Raw genomic sequence first — 19,183 nt, forward strand, 5'->3', positions numbered from 1 at the left:
CACTGTTCTGGAAGTGCTCATGCCTGCGCTGAACCACCCTCATCCCCACACTGAGACCCTGGCCAACGGGCTACGGATCTCTCTGCGTCATGCGCCACGCTTGAAACGCTGCGCCGCTGCCTTACGGGTCGCCGCCGGCAGCCACGACGTGCCACTTGCCTGGCCTGGGCTGGCGCACTTCCTCGAACATCTACTCTTTCTCGGTACCGAGCGTTTTCCCGCAGACCAAGGGTTGATGGCCTACGTGCAAGGTCACGGCGGGCAGCTGAATGCGCGGACCAACGAGCGCAACACGGACTTTTTCTTCGAACTGTCACCGCTTGCGTTCAACGGCGGGCTCGAGCGCTTGAGCGACATGCTGGCCCATCCGCGCCTGGACCAGAACGACCAATTGCGCGAGCGGGAAGTGCTGCACGCCGAATTTATTGCCTGGTCACGGGATCCGTCGGCGCAGCAACAGTTCGGCCTGTTCGATGGCCTCAGCGCGGCCCATCCATTGCGCGCCTTCCATGCAGGAAATCGCTACAGCCTGCCGGTACCGCAGCCAGCGTTCCAGCAGGCATTGAGCGAGTTCTACCAGCGCTTTTATCAGACCGGACAAATGACCCTGAGCCTGGCCGGACCGCAGTCTGTTGCCGAGTTGAAAGCGCTGGCAGAACGGTTCGGCGCCCAGCTTGCCAGCGGCCAGCAGGTGGCGCAGAGCGCTCCGCCGTCATTGATGGCCAGCGCCGACAACCGTTATCAACAGGCTGGCGAACGCCGTATGAATCTGTTGTTTGCCTTTGAGCACCTGCCCGACTCATCACCCCAGGCGCTGGATTTTCTATGCACTTGGTTGAACTCTTCAAAACCCGGCGGGCTACTCGCCGAATTACAAAACCGCCAGCTGATCGATTTCCTGAAAGCCGCGCCGCTATACCAGTTCGCCGGCCAGGCCTTGTTGAATATCGAATTCACACTCAGCGCCAGCGGCTCGAGTCAGGATGCATTGATTAGAGAGCTGTTTTTTGACTGGCTGAGCTTTTTCAACGAACACCGCGACTGGCCGCAATTGCGCGAGGAATACGCCTTGCTGCAACAGCGCAAACAGCAGGTCAGCAGCGCACTGGAGCTGGCCCGAATAGACAGCGAGCAGTTAGAGCCTGGCTTGTCCGAACAAGGCGTCAACGCACTCAAGACACTCTTGCAGCAGATGTCTGTGGATAAACCCACAGGCACCTGGCAGCTGCCGCCGCCCAATCCCTTTCTGCGCCAGGTCGCGGCACCGGCCCGAACCGGCTTGATCCGTGGGCAAACCAGTGCTCATCGCGGCTTGCGGACCTTTGCCCAGGATCGATCGCGCGGCCGCCGTGACAGTTCGAGCCTGCTGGTGAGTCAGGAACTGCCGGACGAAACCGGCGAAGCTGCGGTGTATCTGCGCTGGCGCCTGGATTCAGCTGTGCAGGCCAGTCTTCAGCCGAAACTGGAAATCAGCCTGAAAGACTTGCGGGAAGACGCCCTACAGGCCGGTGTCGATTTTTCCTTCAGTGCTGTGGGTAATCAATGGCTGCTGAAGCTGGTCGGCATTCATGAGCCGATGCCCGCGATACTCGAACAGGCGTTAATGCGCCTGACAAAACCTGCCGCCGACTTCTGGCAAAAACCAGATAAACCAGGCATAAGCCCGCCGCTGATGCCCATTCGGCAACTACTGAAGTTATTGCCCGAACATTGCCTGGGCTATTTGCAGTCTCCAGCGTTGCAACCCGTCAGCGCCGCCGACCTGCAACAACTCTGGTCGAGCGCCCGTTGGGACGGACTGGCGCTCGGCCTGCCGGCCAAGGTACAAGCTGCAATCACCGGTGCCCTGAGCCAAATGCCCGGCATTGCGCAGACTCAGGTGGCACTGGCGCTGTCAATTCGCTCGCAGCATCTGTGGAGCCAGGTGCCGACCGACTCCAGCGAACACGCACTGCTGCTGTTTTGTCCGACGCCCACCCAGGACATCGCCGACGAAGCTGCCTGGCGTTTGCTTGCGCAACTGTGTCAGTCGCCGTTCTACCAGCGCCTGCGGGTCGAGCTACAACTGGGCTACGGGGTGTTCAGCGGGGTGCGGCAGATCAACGGGCAAACCGGGCTGCTGTTCGGCGTACAGTCACCCAGCGTTGCATCGCGAGACATCCTGGAACACATTGAAGTATTCCTTGAGCAACTGCCTGAACTAGTCTCAAGGATCGATGATTCGTCTTTGACCAACCAATGCCAGGCGCTCGCCGATCAATTCGACAGCAGCGCCCTGCCCCTTGCCCAAGTTGCTGAACTACTCTGGCAGGGCAAACTGGCCGACCATCCGTCGGATTATCTGCAACAGCTGCAAAGGGCGATCATAAGCTCAAGCCGCCAAAGCCTGCTGGACGCGGCTCAACGATTGAACCAGGCCGAAGGTGGCTGGAGGTGTCTGGCTAGCGGTTCTTGCCCTGACAAGCCATGGCAAGTGGCAAAATGACCATTACCCCGGCTGCAATTAGCTTTCTTCGAGAATTGCGGTCAAACGCTAGTGGGAATTTAGTAAGATAGCCACCTAAGCATCTGAACATCTCCGCTGGAGGTGGGCTATATGTATAGATCTCAACTGTCACACCCACCTGAAGGAGCTACTCTATGGCCTGGTCCAAGCCTGCTTACACCGACCTGCGTATCGGATTTGAAGTCACCATGTATTTCGCAAGCCGTTAATTCTGCCTTTTGGGTAGAGCATGCAGTGCAACGCCTCGGCCAGTCCGGGGCGTTTTTATTTTCAGCTTTCGAGTAATGGAGCAGTCATGTTTGTCCAGATCCTAGGTTCCGCCGCCGGCGGCGGATTTCCGCAGTGGAACTGCAACTGCGTGAACTGCGCGGGTTTTCGCGACGGCAGCCTGAGGGCCGAGGCGCGTACCCAATCATCCATCGCAATTTCCGATGATGGCGTGAACTGGGTGCTGTGCAATGCCTCGCCGGACATCCGCGCGCAGCTGCAGAACTTTGCCCCAATGCAACCGGGCCGCGCCCTGCGCGATACCGGGATCAGCGCGATCATCCTGATGGACAGCCAGATCGACCACACCACCGGCCTGCTCAGCCTGCGCGAAGGCTGCCCGCACCAGGTCTGGTGCACCGACATGGTCCATGAAGACCTGAGCACCGGTTTTCCGCTGTTCACCATGCTGACCCACTGGAACGGCGGGCTGAACTGGAACCGCATCGAGCTCGAAGGCACGTTCACCATCCCCGCCTGCCCGAACCTGCGCTTCACCCCACTGCCGCTGCGCAGCGCCGCACCGCCCTACTCGCCCCATCGCTTCGACCCGCACCCCGGCGACAACATCGGGCTGATCGTCGAAGACCTGCGCACCGGCGGCAAGCTGTTCTACGCGCCGGGCCTGGGCAAGGTCGATGCGCCGCTGCTGGAAATCATGGCCGGCAGCGACTGCCTGTTGGTGGACGGCACGATGTGGGACGACGACGAAATGCAGCGCCGTGGCGTTGGCACCCGTACCGGTCGGGAAATGGGCCATCTGGCCCAGAACGGTCCCGGCGGCATGCTGGAAGTGCTGGAACAGTTGCCCAAGCAGCGCAAAGTGCTTATTCACATCAACAACACCAACCCGATCCTCGACGAAGACTCCGCCGAACGTGCCGAACTACTACGACGAAAGGTCGAGGTGGCTTACGACGGAATGAGTATTGAGCTGTAACTGAGATCGTCTCACGATCAATCGCAGGCAAGCCTCTCTCCTACAGACACCGCAACTCCCTGTGGGAGCGAGCTTGCTCGCGATGGACGTTAACGATAACGCGTGTTTTCTGAATAAACGCGCCGCCCTTGAGTCCATCGCGAGCAAGCTCGCTCCTACAGAGACCTTGCCCGCGAGACTGCCCTACCAGACGACTACTTCACGGCTGTTCCCGGAGAGCCCAGATGACTGACCAACCAATGTCCCCCGCCGAATTCGAACAGGCGCTGCGCGCCAAGGGCGCCTATTACCACATCCATCACCCGTATCACGTGGCGATGTATGAAGGTCGGGCGACCCGCGAGCAGATTCAGGGCTGGGTCGCCAACCGCTTTTATTATCAGGTGAACATCCCGCTCAAGGATGCCGCGATTCTGGCCAACTGCCCGGACCGCGAGGTCCGCCGTGAGTGGATTCAGCGCCTGCTGGACCATGACGGCGCGCCCGGTGAAGACGGCGGCATTGAAGCCTGGCTGCGTCTGGGCCAGGCGGTCGGTCTCGACCCGGATCAACTGCGCTCCCAGGAGCTGGTCCTGCCCGGCGTGCGCTTTGCCGTCGACGCCTACGTCAACTTCGCCCGCCGGGCCAATTGGCAGGAAGCCGCCAGCAGCTCGCTGACTGAACTGTTCGCCCCGCAAATCCACCAGTCGCGACTCGATAGCTGGCCGCAGCATTACCCCTGGATCGACCCGGCCGGTTATGAGTATTTCCGCACTCGCCTGAGCCAGGCGCGGCGGGATGTGGAACACGGCATGGCGATTACCCTCCAACACTACACCACGCGGGTCGGCCAGGAGCGCATGCTGGAAATTCTCCAGTTCAAACTGGACATTCTTTGGAGCATGCTCGATGCCATGAGCATGGCCTACGAACTGAACCGCCCGCCTTATCACAGCGTGACCGGGCAGCGGGTCTGGCACAAAGGGATTCCCCTATGAGTTTCGATCGCAGCAAGACCCCGACCTGGCGGACCGGCTACCGTTACCAGTACGAACCCGCGCAAAAAGGTCATGTGCTGCTGTACCCCGAAGGCATGATCAAACTCAACGAAAGCGCCGCGCTGATTGGCGGCCTGATCGACGGTGAGCGTGACGTCGCGGCGATCATTGCCGAACTGGACGCCAAATTCCCCGGCGTACCCGAGCTCGCTGACGACATCGAGCAATTCATGGAGGTCGCCCGTGCACAGCACTGGATCGAACTTGTCTGAAAAGGCCCTGCGGATACCGCCCAAGCCTGAGATCGGCCTGCCCTTGTGGCTGCTGGCCGAGCTGACCTACCGCTGCCCGCTGCAATGCCCCTATTGCTCCAATCCACTGGATTTCGCCGAGCAGGGCAAAGAGCTGAGCACCGAACAGTGGATCAAGGTGTTCCGCGAAGCACGGGAGATGGGCGCGGCGCAGCTGGGTTTTTCCGGCGGCGAACCACTGGTGCGCCAGGACCTGGCCGAGTTGATTGCTGAAGCCCGCAAGCTGGGTTTCTACACCAACCTGATCACCTCGGGCATCGGCCTCACCGAGCAGAAAATCAGCGATTTCAAGAAAGCCGGACTGGACCACATCCAGATCAGCTTCCAGGCCAGCGACGAGCAAGTGAACAACCTGCTGGCCGGCTCGAAAAAAGCCTTCGCGCAAAAGCTGGAAATGGCTCGTGCGGTGAAAGCCCACGGCTATCCGATGGTGCTGAATTTTGTCACCCATCGGCACAACATCGACAAGATCGACCGCATCATCGAGCTGTGCATTGCCCTGGAAGCCGACTTCGTCGAACTCGCCACCTGCCAGTTCTACGGCTGGGCTCAGCTCAACCGAGTGGGCCTGTTGCCGACCAAAGATCAATTGGTTCGCGCCGAACGTGTCACCAACGAATACCGCGCCAAACTGGAAGCCGAAGGGAATCCGTGCAAGCTGATCTTCGTCACTCCGGATTACTACGAGGAACGCCCCAAAGGCTGCATGAACGGCTGGGGCAGCATCTTCCTCACCGTCACTCCGGACGGCACCGCCCTGCCGTGTCACGGCGCGCGGCAGCTGCCGGTGCAGTTCCCGAACGTGCGCGATCACAGCATGCAGCACATCTGGTACGACTCGTTCGGCTTCAACAAATTTCGCGGCTACGACTGGATGCCCGAACCGTGCCGCTCCTGCGATGAGAAGGAAAAGGACTTCGGCGGTTGCCGTTGCCAAGCCTTCATGCTCACCGGCGACGCGAGCAACGCCGATCCGGTGTGCAGCAAGTCGGAACATCACGGCGTGATTCTCCAGGCCCGCGAAGAAGCCGAGCACGCGACCCAGACCATCGAACAACTGGCCTTTCGCAATGAACGAAATTCACGCCTCATCGTTAAAGGCTGAGCCCTTCAGCGCAGCGCAGGCTGTCGCCGCCGCTATCGACTTCGCTGAACTGCAAGCCGGCCGGCACGGCCTGTTCTGGAATGAATACCGCCCGGAAGAGGCAGCTTGCCGGATCTGGCGCTGGCACCAAGGTCAGGCCCGCTGCCTGACGCCCTCGGGATTCAGCGTGCGCAGTCGAGTCTATGAATATGGCGGTGGTTCGTTCTGCCTGAGCGATGACGGGCTGGTGTTCGTCAACGAAACGGATCAGCAGTTGTATCGGCAATCCCTGCAAGGTGAGACGCCCCAGGCGGTGACTCAGGGCGGGTGTCGTTATGGCGACCTGCAGTTCGCTGCCGGACAGGTTCTGGCGGTCGAGGAACATCACAATCAACATCGTTTGGTCGCCATCGATATCGCCAGTGGGCAACGTCAGATTCTGCTCGAAGGCGCGGACTTCTATGCCGCGCCGACCCTGAGCCCAGACGGTCGACGTCTGGCCTGGATCGAGTGGGATCGTCCCCACCAACCCTGGACCTCTACCCGCCTGATGGTGGCCGAGCGTCTGGCTGACAACGGTTGGAGCCAACCGCGTTGCGTGGCTGGCAATAGCGCCGAAGAGTCCCTGCAACAACCGCGTTTTGATCAATCTGGCGATCTGTATTGCCTGACGGATCGCGCAGGGTTCTGGCAACCCTGGATCGAATCCGAATCCGGCTTGAGCCCGCTGCCCAGCGCTGCAGCCGATCACGCACCCGCGCCCTGGCAATTGGGTGGTAGTACATGGCTGCCACTGGGTGAAGGCGCCTACCTGGCAAGCTGGACCGAAGCGGGTTTTGGCCGACTGGGGCTGCGCCAGGGTGATGGTTCGCTGGAAGAATTCACCGGTGACTACAGCCGATTCCGCAGTCTGGCGCTGGATGAGCAGTTTGTTTACTGCATAGTTGCGTCGCCCGTGAGCCCGGCGGCGGTAGTCGCCATCCATCGTGATACCCATGAGGTCAAGGTGCTGGCCGGCGGTGTTGCACCCTTGCCTGCCGAGCAGATCAGTCGTCCGCAAACCCTGCTCTACCCAAGTGGACAGGGTGAAGCCCATGGTTTTTTCTACCCGGCCATGAATGGCGCCGCCAAACCGCCCTTGGTGGTGTTTATCCACGGTGGCCCGACCTCTGCCTGCTACCCGATGCTCGATCCGCGTATCCAGTACTGGACACAACGCGGCTTTGCCATCGCCGACCTCAACTATCGCGGTAGCAGCGGCTACGGGCGCGCCTATCGACAAGCGTTGCATTTGAGCTGGGGCGAGGTGGACGTCGAGGATGCCTGCGCGGTCGTTGCCTATCTCGCCGGTCAAGGGCTGATCGACGGCGAAAACGCCTTCATTCGCGGCGGCAGCGCCGGCGGATACACCACCCTCTGCGCATTGGCGTTTCACCGGATTTTCCGCGCTGGCGCCAGCCTGTACGGGGTCAGCGACCCGATCGCGCTGGCTCGCACAACCCACAAATTCGAGGGCGATTACCTCGACTGGCTGATCGGCGACCCCGAACAGGATGCCGAACGCTACAAGGCCCGCACACCGTTGCTGCACGCCCGGACTATCCGCGTGCCGGTGATATTTTTCCAGGGCGAACTCGATGCCGTGGTTGTCCCGCAACAGACCCGCGACATGCTCAAGGCCCTGCAGGACAACGGCATCCCGGCCCAGGCGCATTACTACCCCGACGAACGCCACGGTTTTCGCAAGGCCGACAATCAGGCCCATGCGCTGGAGCAGGAGTGGTTGTTCTATCAAGGGGTGATGGCGCCATAGATCGCCAAGATCGCAGCCTGCGGCAGCTCCTACGCCAGCCGGGTCACCTTCGAGACAGCAGTTATACGCAAAACCTGTAGGAGCTGCCGAAGGCTGCGATCTTTTAAGGGCATTCAGCGCTTAACTGATTGGCATTAGGGCAAACCAAACGCCGCAAAATGGTGCGCCAACTTCTTCGTCGCACCAATCCCATGCAAAACCCTGCGCACCACTTTCTGGCGCAAGCAAGCCTTCCTACAGTTCTTTCGGTTTTTTCCTACATCCAGCTCTGTTGGCAAGGGCCTTGCTCTAGCCTCTACAACGCCCTTTGCTGGAAGCCTTGCCATGCTGGTGATTCATCGCAGAATCGACCCTCAACCCCTCTGGGCCGCCGAACTGCACCTGAATTTCGAGGCCCGCAGCAAAAGCCGACTGCGTTGTTTCAGTACCGAAGGTGAAGACGTCGGCCTATTTCTGGAACGTGGCCAACCACCCTTGCATGACGGCGAGTTCCTGCAAGCCGAAGACGGGCGCATCGTGCGAGTCTGCGCGCGCCCCGAACTGCTGCTGCACGTCACTTGCGCCAATGCCTTTGAGCTGACCCGCGCGGCCTATCATCTGGGGAATCGGCACGTCGCGCTGCAGGTCGGTGAGGGCTGGTTGCGCCTGCTCGATGACTACGTACTCAAGGCCATGCTCGAACAGCTTGGTGCCCGCACTGAGGCCCTCGAAGCGCCATTCCAGCCGGAACACGGAGCCTATGGTGGCGGCCACCACCATTCACGGCATGGCGACGAGGACTTCAACTACCCACCGCGCCTGCATCAGTTCGGTGTGCGCCTATGAACCCGGCCTGGGCCTTGCTGCGCCTGGCCAGTCCGCAACTGCCGATTGGCGGCTACAGCTACTCCCAAGGGCTGGAAATGGCCGTGGAACAGGCGCGAGTGAGCAACCCGCTAACGGCCCGCCGCTGGATCAGCGATCAGCTGCTGTTCAACCTCGCGCGATTTGAAGCACCGCTATTGCTCGCCCACTGCCGCGCCGCAGCGGACGAAGACTGGGCCGAACTGTTGCAACGCTGCGAAGAACACCGTGCCAGCCGCGAGACCCGCGAACTGCATCAGGAAAGCCGACAAATGGGCTATTCCCTGCAACAACTGCTCAATGGCTTGCCGGAGCTCGACGCCCGCGCCCGGGCCTTTCTTGCGCAACATCCAGAACCGCACCTGGCCCTTGGCTGGGCGCTGGCCGCTCGCGCCTGGCAGATCAGCCCGCAGGACGCGCTGGCCGCCTGGCTCTGGAGCTGGCTGGAAAATCAACTGGCGGTGCTGATGAAGACCCTGCCGCTCGGCCAGCAAGCTGCCCAGCGCCTGACCAGCGAACTGCTGCCGGTGCTGCAGCAGGCCCAGCACATGGCGTCGAACATCCCTTCCGATCAATACGGCAGCGCCGCTTTCGGCCTGTCCCTGGCATGCATGGCCCATGAGCGCCAGTACAGCCGTCTATTCCGCTCTTAGGAGAAACACATGAACGCACAACCGTTGCGCGTTGGTATCGGCGGACCGGTCGGTTCCGGCAAGACCGCCCTGACTCTGGCCCTGTGCCTGGCCCTGCGCGAGCGCTACAACCTGGCAGTGGTCACCAACGACATCTACACCCGCGAAGATGCCGATTTCCTGGTGCGCAATGCGGCGTTGGCGCCGGAGCGGATTATCGGCGTGGAAACCGGCGGTTGCCCGCACACGGCGATCCGTGAAGATGCGTCGATCAACCTCGAAGCGGTCGACCAGTTGAATCGGCGCTTCCCCGGTCTCGATCTGATTCTGGTGGAGTCCGGCGGCGACAACCTGTCGGCGACCTTCAGCCCCGAACTGTCGGACCTGACCATTTATGTGATCGACGTCTCGGCCGGTGACAAGCTGCCACGCAAGGGCGGTCCGGGAATCTGCAAATCCGACCTGCTGGTCATCAACAAGATCGACCTGGCCCCCCTGGTGGGCGCTTCGCTGGAGCTGATGGACAGCGATACCAAGCGCATGCGCGGCGATAAGCCGTTCGTTTTCAGTAACCAGAAAACCGGCTTCGGGCTGGACGCGATCATCGCCTTTATCGAACGCCAGGGGCTGCTGACCGCGTCCTGATGCGCTCATTTACACAGAACATCAACAAGGAAGCGTATTCATGACACTCAAGCATATCCTCGGCGCCGTCGCCCTGCTGCTCACCCCCGCTATGGCCTTCGCCCACCCCGGCCATGGCGACAACGGTTTGATCGCCGGCCTCAGCCACCCGATCGGCGGCCTCGATCACCTGCTGGCGATGCTTGCGGTCGGCCTGTGGGCCGCGCAGCAGCAAGGCGCGGCGCGCTGGGCGCTGCCGTGCACCTTTGTCGGCACACTGTTGATCGGTGGCATGCTCGGTTTTGAAGGGCTGAACCTGCCGGCGCTGGAAAGCGGGATCGCCGCGTCGGTGCTGGCGCTGGGCCTGGCCGTGGCGCTGGCGGTGCGTGCGCCGTTGAGCCTGGCGCTTGGTGCAACGGCACTGTATGCGCTGTTCCATGGCGTAGCCCATGGTCTGGAGCTGCCGCAGATGTCCAGCCCTTGGGCCTATGCCGCAGGTTTTGTTGCGGCTACGGCGGCGCTGCATGCTGCCGGGTATGCGCTAGTGCGCGTACTGCCGCAGGCGGCTGCGCCACTGGTAAGGTTGGCCGGGGCGGCGTCGGCGGCGACTGGGGTTTGGTTGTTGGCAGGTTGAATCTTCAGCGTTTGCTCCGGCCTCATCGCGAGCTTGCTGTGGCGAGCGGGCTTGCCCGCGCTGGGTCGCGAAGCGGCCCCAAATCCAGCCACCGCGTTAGATCAGGTACATCGCGCGGATGGGTTTACGACTGCTTCGCAGCCGAACGGGGCGATGCGGCGTTCCGACAAGCCCCCTCGCCACAGCGGCTTGAAAGACACAACCTCTCTCAAGCCAACCTCTCTGCTACCATGTCGCGCAAACACCTCTGCCGTGACGACGCCAGCCGATGCCCGATGTTTCCAGCTCCGCCTCCCAGCCTGAATTGACCGTTCTGTTCGCGGCCGTGCAGCAGCATTTTCATGACGTGATCGTGCCGCTCTGGCAAGGCCCCGGCTGGAATGCCGAACTGGTGCTGCCCTATGAGGCGCTGGATGCCGAACATCGGCCATTGCCACCACAACGCTACCGGGCCATGGCCTGCGCGCGGCAGTTGTACCTGTTTTCAAGCCTGATCGGTGAGCCCGGGGTACCCAGCGCCGAGGACCGCGCTACGGCGTTGTTCCGCTCCTTGCAGGAGCATTTTCACGATGCCGAGCACGGCGGCTGGTTTTACAGCATCGACGCCCAAGGCGCGCCGCTGGACCAGCGCAAGGACCTCTACACTCACGCGTTCATCATCTTCGCCTGCGCCCATTACTGGGCCAAGGTTCGCGAGCCGCGGGTGGAGTCGGTGCTCAATGCCGCTCTGAAAGTGGTCAGCGAGCGCTTCGCCAGCGACGATGGCTTGTATGAAGCCAGCCTCGACCGGGACTGGTCATCGCTCAAATCCGGCCCCCTGCAAAACCCCTTGATGCACCTCGCCGAAGCCTTCCTGGCCACGCTGTCAGTTCGCCAGGATGCTGCCGTGCAATTGGCCCTGGGCAGCCTGTGCGATGCCATGCAAAGGCGCTTCATCGACCGCCAGCACGGCGTGATGATGGAAAAACCGCTGGGGGCTGTGGATAACTGGTTCGAGCCAGGACATCAGTTCGAGTGGTTTTTCCTGCTCGAGTCTACCCCGTTGCTCAAAAACTCGCCGCTGCACGCCTCGCTGGAGCGCGCCTTCACCTACGCCGAACAGGTCGGTGTCGATCCGCAAACCGGCACCGTCAGCGGCATGCTGGATATCGACGGCAGCGTTCGCGACGCTACCCAGCGGATCTGGGCGCAAGCCGAATACCTGCGCGCCCTGACGCTGCGGCCCGACAGCCAGGCGCTGCTGCATCGCCAGCTGAATGCGCTGCAACAACGGTTTCTGCATGCCGGTGGCTGGTATGAGTGCCTCGATGCGGCTGGCATCGTAAGCCGACGGGATATGCCGTCGACCACGCCGTATCATCTGGCGACCTGTTATCGCGGCTTGATCGAATACTTCGGCTGACTGTCAGATCCCTTGTGGTGAGCGGGCTCGCCCGCGCTGGGGCGCGCAGCGGCCCTAAAATCTGCAACTGCGGTTTTTCAGGTAGAACGCATACACAGGTTTTACGACTGCTTCGCAGCCGAACGGGGCGATGCGGCGTTCCGACAAGCCCCCTCGCCACATTGGTGCGATGTTCGCCTCAAAGTCCTTAACTGACTGGCATCAGGGAAAGCCCCCTCACCACAAAAAGCGACTCGGCTTTAAGCCTTGGCCCCGCGCTCAATGGCAAAACCACCCCAGGTCTGGCTCACCGGCATCAGCTCGAGGCTGTTGATGTTGATGTGCGCCGGGGTGTTGAGGACCCAGAAGATTGTCTCGGCGATGTCCTGCGGCTGGATCGGCTCGGCGCCTGCGTAGGTAGCATCGTAGCGAGCCTGGTCACCGGCAAAGCGCACCAGGGAGAACTCGCTTTCGCACAGGCCGGGCTCGATGTTGGTCACCCGCACACCGGTACCCTGCAGGTCGCAGCGCAGGTTCAGTGAGAACTGTTTGACGAAGGCTTTGGTCGCGCCATAGACGTGGCTGCCCGGGTACGGATAGTTACCGGCGACAGAGCCCAGATTGATGATCCCGGCACCGCGACCATGGGCGATCAGGCGTGGCAGCAGCAGGCGGGTGCTGTACATCAGGCCCTTGATATTGGTATCGACCATGGTGTCCCAGTCGTCCAGATCGCACTTGGGAGCCGGGTCGACGCCCAGCGCCAGGCCGGCGTTGTTGATCAGCCCGCGCAGCTTGCTGAAAGCCGGTGGCAGATTGGCAATCGCTTCCTCCATGGCCTTGCGATCACGTACATCGAGTACCAGGCCATGCACTTCGGTCTGTTTCGAGAGCTCGGCACACAAGGCATTCAAGCGCTCTTCACGACGACCTGTCAGCACCAATGACCATCCGGCCTCGGCAAAACGACGGGCACAGGCTTCACCGAAACCGGAGGTCGCGCCGGTAATAAACAGGGTGTTGGACATCGTGTTCTCCTTGCTGGGCTTCAAACAGCCATTGGAATAGAAACTCGCCTTGCAGCATGCCCGGCTGGCGCCATAGCGGCAACCGAAGCGAAGGAAAAGTATGCGGCACAACCCTTCGTAGCAGCTGGCGAAGCCTGCGTTCGAGCGCGCAGCGGTCGCAATCCATACGTCTCGGTTTCCCCAAGTTAATCGCGGGCACCTGATTTACGACCGCTTCGCGGCCGGACGCAGCCTTCGGCAGCTGCTACGAAGAGCATGAGTACTGTATAAAAATTGATCAACCGCTCCAACGCCCGACGCACCGTGGCCCGCAGCTATGTACACGCACCTTATCCACAGCCCCGTCCACAGTCTTTGGGGGCAAGTGCGAATTCCTCCGAGCCGCTATCCACAGGGCTTGCAGCGCTAATCTGAAAGTTTTTTGCTTGACCCGCAGGAGCGTCATATGTAGCAGTCTGAAATCAGCGCACCCCGGTGGTCATCAGGACGATGGCGCCAAGCCAGTAATTACGCCGTCTAGCCGAGTCTTTCCAGAGTTTAACCACAGACTTATCCACAGGCTGTGCAACGCCTTTTTGGCCTCGCCACTGCGACAATAAAAAGGTTGACAACGCCCGCTGCAAGCCAGGCAAAAACCCCTGATCAAAAAACAACCACAAGCCTGAAAGCCATGTAATACAAGGCCTTCAGCCAGTTACCACCACGTTACACACAGTCAGTTCCACAGCAAACGGGGACAAGTCAAAACTGTGACAAAACAGCTATTTGCAGCGGCTTTATGTCGCGCTTTAACAGGTTGTTAAATTTGTTTTCCACAATTTGCCGAAACACCTGTGTATGCCTGAAAAATCTGTAGGAGCTGCCGCAGGCTGCGATCTTTTCAAGGCGCCACCGTATAAAGGGAAAAATCAAAAACAAGATCAAAAGATCGCAGCCTGCGGCAGCTCCTACGGTTGGTCGTCATTTACAAAAAAAACGCCCTGACTCGGAATACGTCAAGGCGTTTTTTATACGGACTAAAGCTTAGTGCCCGCCAAGATACGCGTTGCGCACCTCTTCATTGACCAGCAGCTCCTTGCCGGTGCCGCTCAAGCGGATTTCGCCGTTGACCATCACGTATGCCCGATCCGACAACTTGAGCGCATGGTTGGCGTTCTGCTCCACCAGAAAGATCGTCATACCGGTCGCTGCCAGCTCGCGCAAGGTGGCGAAGATCTGTTTCACCACGATCGGTGCCAGCCCAAGGCTCGGTTCGTCGAGCAACAACAGCTTGGGTCGGCTCATGAGTGCACGAGCGATGGCGAGCATCTGCTGCTCGCCACCGGACATGGTCATGGCTCGCTGAGTACGCCGCTCCTTGAGCCGTGGGAACAGCTCGAACATGCGCTGCATGTCCTCGGCGGCGTACTTGTCACCGATCGGAATGGTGCCCATCAGCAGGTTTTCCTCGACCGTCATGTCGGGGAATACCCGCCGTCCTTCCGGCGATTGAGCGATGCCGTTGGAGGCGATGTAATGAGATGACTTGTGGGTAATGTCGACTCCCTGGTAGATGATCTGCCCATCCTCAGCCCTTGGCTGACCGAAAATCGACATCAGCAGCGTCGACTTGCCGGCCCCGTTGGAGCCGATCAGGGCGACAGTTTCCCCTTCATTGATGTGCAGCGAGACCTTCTTCAGGGCCTGGATCGGCCCGTAGAACACATCGATCTCTTTCAGTTCGAGGATCGGTTGACTCATACCAGCTCCTCTTCGTCAGCGCCCAGGTAGGCAGCAATCACCTTCGGATCGTGGCGGATCGCTTCAGGGTCGCCCTCGGCAATCACGTTACCGTGGTCCAGCACCACAATGTGGTCGGAAATGCTCATTACCATGCCCATGTCGTGTTCGATCAGCACCACGGTCAGGTCATGCTCATCGCGCAGCAGCCGGATCATCGCGCTCAGCGCTTCGGTTTCTTGAGGGTTGAGGCCGGCGGCCGGTTCGTCGAGACAGATAAGCTTGGGCCGGGTGCACATGGCCCGGGCGATTTCCAGGCGCCGTTGCTGGCCGTAGGACAATTCACCGGCCAGACGGTTGGCGCAGTCCACCAGATTCACCACTTCCAGCCAGTAGAACGCATGATCCAGCGCATCGCTTTCAGCCTTGCGGTAGCCCTTGGTGTTGAGAATGCCGGACAGCAGGTTGCGGTTGACCCACATGTGCTGGGCCACCAGCAGGTTCTCGATGACCGACATTTCCTTGAACAGCCGAATGTTCTGGAACGTCCGCGCCAGCCCGGCGCGGTTGATCAAGTGAGTACCACCAAACATCTTGTAGAACAGCCGGCTGGCGAAGCTTCTCGGCGAAACGAAATCGGTCGCGTGAAAGGGCTCGCCAAGCATTTTGATGACGTTGATAGGCTCGCCACGGGTATTGAGTTCAATCTTGCCACCGGAGGCTTTGTAGAAGCCGGTCAGGCAGTTGAACACCGTGGTCTTGCCGGCGCCGTTGGGGCCGATCAGGGCGAAGATCGAGTTGCGTTTGACCTGCAGGCTGACGTCACTCAGGGCTTTGATACCGCCGAAGTGCATCATCAGGTTCTCGACCGAGAGAATGACTTCATCGTTCATGGCGCCACTCCTTTACGTGGGGTCACCCCGGTACGGCTGATCCGGATCAGGCCCCGTGGTCGCCAGATCATCATCACCACCATCAGTACGCCGAATAGCAGCACCCGATATTCGGAGAAGGCGCGCAGCAATTCCGGCGCGACCGTGAGCACGAACGCGGCGATCACCACGCCGACCGTCGAACCCATGCCGCCCAGTACCACGATGGCAAGGATCAGCGCGGACTCGAAGAAGGTAAATGATGACGGGTTGACGAAGCCTTGATAGCTGGCGAAAAACACCCCCGCCAGACCGGCCGTGGAAGCGCCGATGGTGAAGGCCGATAGCTTGACCAGCACATGGTTCAGGCCCATCGAGCGACAGGCGATTTCGTCTTCACGCAGGGCTTCCCAGGCCCGGCCGACCGGCATGCGGGTCAGGCGATGCTTGATATAGAGCACCAGTAACACTACCAGGAACAACACGATGTAGATGAACAGGAACTTGATGTTGGGGTTGTATTCGAGGCCGAAGAACTCATGGAACGGCACCCCGCCTTCCTTGGCCCGGCGTCCGAACTCCAGGCCGAAAAAGGTTGGCGACGGCACCGGCATGCCGTTCGGTCCGCCAGTAAAGGACAGCCAGTTGTTGAGGATCAGACGAATGATCTCGCCGAAACCCAGGGTCACGATAGCCAGGTAGTCCCCATGCATTCGCAAGACCGGGAAGCCGAGTAGACATCCCGCGAGCCCCGCCGCGAGGGCCGACAATGGCAACACTGTCCAGAACCCCAGTCCGAGGTATTGATAACCTAACGCCAGGCCATAGGCACCGATGGCATAGAACGCCACATAACCCAGATCGAGCAGGCCGGCCAGACCGACCACGATGTTCAGTCCAAGGCCGAGCAACACGTAGATCAGCCCGAGAATGACCACGGTCAGAATGTACTTGTTGGCAAAGAACGGAAACACGATGGCGATCACGATCAGCGCCGGAATGATCCAGCGCAAACGTGACTTGTAGTCCGGCGCCAGCACATGCACGCCTGATCCCGTGCTTTCGAAGCCATGGAGGACTTTCAAACCTTTGGGGGTTTGCATGAACAAGCTCATGGCGAAGCGCCCGATCATGACGATCGCCACCAGCCAGCCAACGCGCGCCGGCTGGAGGTCGAAGCCGTAGCCGTCGAGCACCACGCCGACAATCGGCCCGAACACGATCAGCGAGATCAGCCCGGCCAGAATGGCGTCAATTACACTTTTTTTGATATCAATCGGTTTTTTGGCAGCAGACATACTTACACCTTCGCCACAAGTGGGCGACCCAGCAGGCCTTGAGGACGGAAGATCAGGATCAGCACCAGCAGCGAGAAACTGAACACGTCTTTGTAGTCAGAGTTGATCAGACCGGAGAACAGCGACTCGGAGATCCCGAGAATGATCCCGCCGAGCATGGCCCCGGGCAGCGAACCGATCCCACCCAGTACCGCCGCGGTGAACGCCTTGATGCCGATGACGAACCCGGCATAGAAGTCGAACGTGCCGTAGTTCATGGTGATCAGCACACCGGCCAGGGCCGCCATGGCTGCACCGATGATAAACACGTAGGAAATCACCCGGTCGGTGTTGATCCCCAGGATCGAGGCCATCTTGCGATCTTGCTGGGTGGCGCGGCACATACGGCCGAGCTTGGTGTACTTGATGATGTAGGTCAGCACCGCCATCCCGGCAAATGCTGCGATCAGAATGAAGATCTTGGTGTAGGTGAGCTGGACGAAACCAGTGCCGATGTCGACTTTCAGCGCACCGGCAAGCAGCGTCGGCACACCCTGTTGTTTTGCACCCTGACTGATCTGCGCGTAGTTCTGCAGGATCAGCGAGATGCCGATAGCGCTGATCAGCGGCGCCAGGCGGGTGGAGTTGCGCAGCGGTTTATAAGCGACACGCTCGATGACCCAGCCGTAGATCCCCGTCACGACGACGGTGAACACCAGGGTTCCGAGAATGAGTAGCGGAAAGGATTCGATACCGAAGTAGGCCAGCAGAGCCAGACTGATTGCCGCGAGGTAAGCGGAAATCATGTAAACCTCGCCGTGGGCGAAGTTGATCATGCCAATGATGCCATAGACCATTGTGTAGCCGATGGCGATCAGACCATAGACGGACCCGAGGGTCAGTCCATTGATCAGTTGCTGCAGGAAAATACCATCCATAACGCAATCTCACACACTTGAGAGACTGCACAAACACTTGCTGCGACGGCTTGGGGTTCAACCACCCGGCAACACACACTTGTGCAGCTCTACGAGAAAAGACAGGTACTGCACGGACACGCTTTGCGTCTGGCCGACACCGAGGCGTCGGCCAGATCAGAGGTTCATGTCACTTCTGTTTTTCCAGCTGGTGGTATTTGCCGTCCTTGTCCCACTGGTAAACCACGTAGTCGGAAACCTTCAGGTCGCCTTTGGCGTCCCAGGTCTTCTCGCCCATCACGGTTTTGACCGCATTGGCTTTCAGCCATTTGGCCGCGTCTTCGCCCTTGGTGGATTTGGCACCGGTGAAGCCTGCGGCCAGTGTCTGGACTGAAGCGTAGGCGTACAGGGTGTAACCCTCAGGCTCGTAACCCGACTTGCGGAATTGCTCTACAACAGCCTTGCTCTCTGGGAGCATCCGCGGATCGGCGCCGAAGGTCATGTAAACACCGTCGACGTACTGAGGACCGCCAGCGGTGGTCACCAGCTCGTCAGTAACGATGCCGTCATCGGACATGAACTTGACGTCTTTCAGACCTTGTTCGCGCAGTTGGCGAACCAGCGGGCCGGCTTCCGGGTGCAGGCCACCGAAGTAGACGATGTCGGCACCAGCGGCGCGGATCTTGGTAACCACGGCGCTGAAGTCTTTTTCACCACGGGTCAGGCCTTCGTACAGCACCGGGGTCACGCCGCGCTTGGTCAGCTGTGCCTTGGTGGCATCCGCCAGGCCCTGGCCGTAGGTGTCCTTGTCGTGCAGTACCGCGACTTTCTTGCCCTTGAGCACGTCGACGATGTAGTCGCCGGCAACGATGCCCTGCTGATCGTCACGCCCGCACATACGGAACATGGCGCTCAGGCCACGTTCGGTCACTGCCGGGTTAGTGGAGCCTGGGGTGATCGCGATCACGCCGGCATCGCTGTACACCTCGGAAGCCGGAATGGTCGAGGATGAGCAGAAGTGCCCGACCACGCCCGCCACCTTGTCCTGGTCAACCATGCGGTTGGCCACAGCCACAGCCTGTTTCGGCTCGCAAGCGTCATCGCCTTTCACCAACACGATTTTCTCGCCGTTGACGCCGCCCTTGGCATTGATCTCGTCCGCCGCTGCTTGTGCTCCTCTCATGTACTGCTCGCCGAACGATGCGTTGGCACCGGTCATTGGTCCCGCTACCCCGAACTTGATGTCAGCCTGAGCAAACGCAGAAACACCCAACGCAGCTGACACTGCGAGGGCCAGAAAGCCTTTCTTGTAAAACGTCTGGGACATGAGGTGATGCTCCATGGTTCTTTTTTAGTTG

18 protein-coding genes are annotated in these 19,183 nt (G+C 60.2%); 12 read left to right on the top strand and 6 right to left on the bottom strand.

Going from position 1 to position 19,183, the window contains the following annotated elements:
• Positions 1–19 precede the first annotated feature (19 nt).
• The 12 genes from pqqF to F8N21_RS01445 all read left to right on the top strand — a co-directional run bounded on the left by pqqF (position 20) and on the right by F8N21_RS01445 (position 12,033).
• Positions 20–2,485, top strand: coding sequence for a pyrroloquinoline quinone biosynthesis protein PqqF (pqqF, locus tag F8N21_RS01390; protein ID WP_150640402.1), 2,466 nt, complete (start codon positions 20–22; stop codon positions 2,483–2,485).
• Between the two features lie 155 nt (positions 2,486–2,640).
• Positions 2,641–2,715 carry a pyrroloquinoline quinone precursor peptide PqqA gene (pqqA, locus tag F8N21_RS01395; protein WP_080591079.1) on the top strand — a complete coding sequence of 25 codons (75 nt, stop codon included), beginning with the start codon at positions 2,641–2,643 and terminating at the stop codon, positions 2,713–2,715.
• A gap of 86 nt (positions 2,716–2,801) precedes the next feature.
• The gene (pqqB, locus tag F8N21_RS01400) at positions 2,802–3,713 is read left to right on the top strand and encodes a pyrroloquinoline quinone biosynthesis protein PqqB (RefSeq protein ID WP_150640403.1); all 912 of its coding nucleotides are present in this window, start codon (positions 2,802–2,804) and stop codon (positions 3,711–3,713) included.
• Between the two features lie 224 nt (positions 3,714–3,937).
• Complete coding sequence (gene pqqC, locus F8N21_RS01405; protein ID WP_150640404.1) at positions 3,938–4,690, top strand: pyrroloquinoline-quinone synthase PqqC; 753 nt, start codon at positions 3,938–3,940, stop codon at positions 4,688–4,690.
• Positions 4,687–4,962: a pyrroloquinoline quinone biosynthesis peptide chaperone PqqD gene (gene pqqD / locus F8N21_RS01410; protein ID WP_150640405.1), complete on the top strand. Its 276-nt coding sequence runs from the start codon at positions 4,687–4,689 to the stop codon at positions 4,960–4,962. Before pqqC ends, pqqD begins: the two co-directional genes overlap by 4 nt.
• Positions 4,934–6,106: a pyrroloquinoline quinone biosynthesis protein PqqE gene (gene pqqE / locus F8N21_RS01415; RefSeq protein WP_150640406.1), complete on the top strand. Its 1,173-nt coding sequence runs from the start codon at positions 4,934–4,936 to the stop codon at positions 6,104–6,106. The genes pqqD and pqqE overlap by 29 nt, the downstream gene beginning before the upstream one ends.
• On the top strand, positions 6,072–7,898 hold the full coding sequence (locus F8N21_RS01420) for a S9 family peptidase (RefSeq protein ID WP_150640407.1): 1,827 nt from the start codon (positions 6,072–6,074) through the stop codon (positions 7,896–7,898). Before pqqE ends, F8N21_RS01420 begins: the two co-directional genes overlap by 35 nt.
• Before the next feature lie 324 nt (positions 7,899–8,222).
• On the top strand, positions 8,223–8,723 hold the full coding sequence (gene ureE, locus F8N21_RS01425; protein ID WP_150640408.1) for an urease accessory protein UreE: 501 nt from the start codon (positions 8,223–8,225) through the stop codon (positions 8,721–8,723).
• Positions 8,720–9,394, top strand: coding sequence for an urease accessory protein UreF (locus F8N21_RS01430; protein ID WP_150640409.1), 675 nt, complete (start codon positions 8,720–8,722; stop codon positions 9,392–9,394). Before ureE ends, F8N21_RS01430 begins: the two co-directional genes overlap by 4 nt.
• A 9-nt stretch (positions 9,395–9,403) precedes the next feature.
• Positions 9,404–10,018: an urease accessory protein UreG gene (ureG, locus tag F8N21_RS01435; protein WP_150640410.1), complete on the top strand. Its 615-nt coding sequence runs from the start codon at positions 9,404–9,406 to the stop codon at positions 10,016–10,018.
• A gap of 40 nt (positions 10,019–10,058) precedes the next feature.
• Positions 10,059–10,631, top strand: coding sequence for a HupE/UreJ family protein (locus tag F8N21_RS01440; protein WP_150640411.1), 573 nt, complete (start codon positions 10,059–10,061; stop codon positions 10,629–10,631).
• Positions 10,632–10,899: 268 nt separating this feature from the next.
• Positions 10,900–12,033 carry an AGE family epimerase/isomerase gene (locus F8N21_RS01445; RefSeq protein ID WP_150640412.1) on the top strand — a complete coding sequence of 378 codons (1,134 nt, stop codon included), beginning with the start codon at positions 10,900–10,902 and terminating at the stop codon, positions 12,031–12,033.
• 239 nt (positions 12,034–12,272) lie between these two features.
• Here F8N21_RS01445 and F8N21_RS01450 read toward each other — a convergent pair whose 3' ends face one another.
• From F8N21_RS01450 to F8N21_RS01480, 6 genes are all read right to left on the bottom strand, one after another.
• Complete coding sequence (locus tag F8N21_RS01450; protein WP_150640413.1) at positions 12,273–13,040, bottom strand: SDR family oxidoreductase; 768 nt, start codon at positions 13,038–13,040, stop codon at positions 12,273–12,275.
• A gap of 1,023 nt (positions 13,041–14,063) precedes the next feature.
• Positions 14,064–14,780 (bottom strand): ABC transporter ATP-binding protein, encoded by a 717-nt coding sequence (locus F8N21_RS01460; protein ID WP_150640414.1) that lies wholly within the window; start codon positions 14,778–14,780, stop codon positions 14,064–14,066.
• On the bottom strand, positions 14,777–15,652 hold the full coding sequence (locus F8N21_RS01465; protein ID WP_150640415.1) for an ABC transporter ATP-binding protein: 876 nt from the start codon (positions 15,650–15,652) through the stop codon (positions 14,777–14,779). Before F8N21_RS01465 ends, F8N21_RS01460 begins: the two co-directional genes overlap by 4 nt.
• Complete coding sequence (livM, locus tag F8N21_RS01470) at positions 15,649–16,929, bottom strand: high-affinity branched-chain amino acid ABC transporter permease LivM (RefSeq protein ID WP_150640416.1); 1,281 nt, start codon at positions 16,927–16,929, stop codon at positions 15,649–15,651. The genes F8N21_RS01465 and livM overlap by 4 nt, the downstream gene beginning before the upstream one ends.
• Positions 16,930–16,931: 2 nt before the next feature.
• Positions 16,932–17,846: an ABC transporter permease subunit gene (locus F8N21_RS01475; protein WP_150640417.1), complete on the bottom strand. Its 915-nt coding sequence runs from the start codon at positions 17,844–17,846 to the stop codon at positions 16,932–16,934.
• A 169-nt stretch (positions 17,847–18,015) separates the two neighbouring features.
• Positions 18,016–19,152, bottom strand: a complete 1,137-nt coding sequence (locus tag F8N21_RS01480; RefSeq protein ID WP_150640418.1) for an ABC transporter substrate-binding protein — start codon at positions 19,150–19,152, stop codon at positions 18,016–18,018.
• Between the last annotated feature and the right edge of the window lie 31 nt (positions 19,153–19,183).

Source organism: Pseudomonas fluorescens (assembly GCF_902497895.1).
Taxonomy (GTDB): Bacteria; Pseudomonadota; Gammaproteobacteria; order Pseudomonadales; family Pseudomonadaceae; genus Aquipseudomonas; species Aquipseudomonas fluorescens_BP.

Excerpts from the sequence above, each read along its gene's own strand:
- pqqF (WP_150640402.1), top strand. The coding sequence starts at position 20 with ATGCCTGCGCTGAACCACCCTCATCCCCACACTGAGACCCTGGCCAAC.
- pqqC (WP_150640404.1), top strand. The coding sequence starts at position 3,938 with ATGACTGACCAACCAATGTCCCCCGCCGAATTCGAACAGGCGCTGCGC.
- F8N21_RS01440 (WP_150640411.1), top strand. The coding sequence starts at position 10,059 with ATGACACTCAAGCATATCCTCGGCGCCGTCGCCCTGCTGCTCACCCCC.
- F8N21_RS01430 (WP_150640409.1), top strand. The coding sequence starts at position 8,720 with ATGAACCCGGCCTGGGCCTTGCTGCGCCTGGCCAGTCCGCAACTGCCG.
- pqqB (WP_150640403.1), top strand. The coding sequence starts at position 2,802 with ATGTTTGTCCAGATCCTAGGTTCCGCCGCCGGCGGCGGATTTCCGCAG.
- F8N21_RS01445 (WP_150640412.1), top strand. The coding sequence starts at position 10,900 with ATGCCCGATGTTTCCAGCTCCGCCTCCCAGCCTGAATTGACCGTTCTG.
- pqqD (WP_150640405.1), top strand. The coding sequence starts at position 4,687 with ATGAGTTTCGATCGCAGCAAGACCCCGACCTGGCGGACCGGCTACCGT.
- ureE (WP_150640408.1), top strand. The coding sequence starts at position 8,223 with ATGCTGGTGATTCATCGCAGAATCGACCCTCAACCCCTCTGGGCCGCC.
- ureG (WP_150640410.1), top strand. The coding sequence starts at position 9,404 with ATGAACGCACAACCGTTGCGCGTTGGTATCGGCGGACCGGTCGGTTCC.
- F8N21_RS01480 (WP_150640418.1), bottom strand. The coding sequence starts at position 19,152 with ATGTCCCAGACGTTTTACAAGAAAGGCTTTCTGGCCCTCGCAGTGTCA.
- F8N21_RS01420 (WP_150640407.1), top strand. The coding sequence starts at position 6,072 with ATGAACGAAATTCACGCCTCATCGTTAAAGGCTGAGCCCTTCAGCGCA.
- F8N21_RS01475 (WP_150640417.1), bottom strand. The coding sequence starts at position 17,846 with ATGGATGGTATTTTCCTGCAGCAACTGATCAATGGACTGACCCTCGGG.
- F8N21_RS01450 (WP_150640413.1), bottom strand. The coding sequence starts at position 13,040 with ATGTCCAACACCCTGTTTATTACCGGCGCGACCTCCGGTTTCGGTGAA.
- livM (WP_150640416.1), bottom strand. The coding sequence starts at position 16,929 with ATGTCTGCTGCCAAAAAACCGATTGATATCAAAAAAAGTGTAATTGAC.
- F8N21_RS01460 (WP_150640414.1), bottom strand. The coding sequence starts at position 14,780 with ATGAGTCAACCGATCCTCGAACTGAAAGAGATCGATGTGTTCTACGGG.
- F8N21_RS01465 (WP_150640415.1), bottom strand. The coding sequence starts at position 15,652 with ATGAACGATGAAGTCATTCTCTCGGTCGAGAACCTGATGATGCACTTC.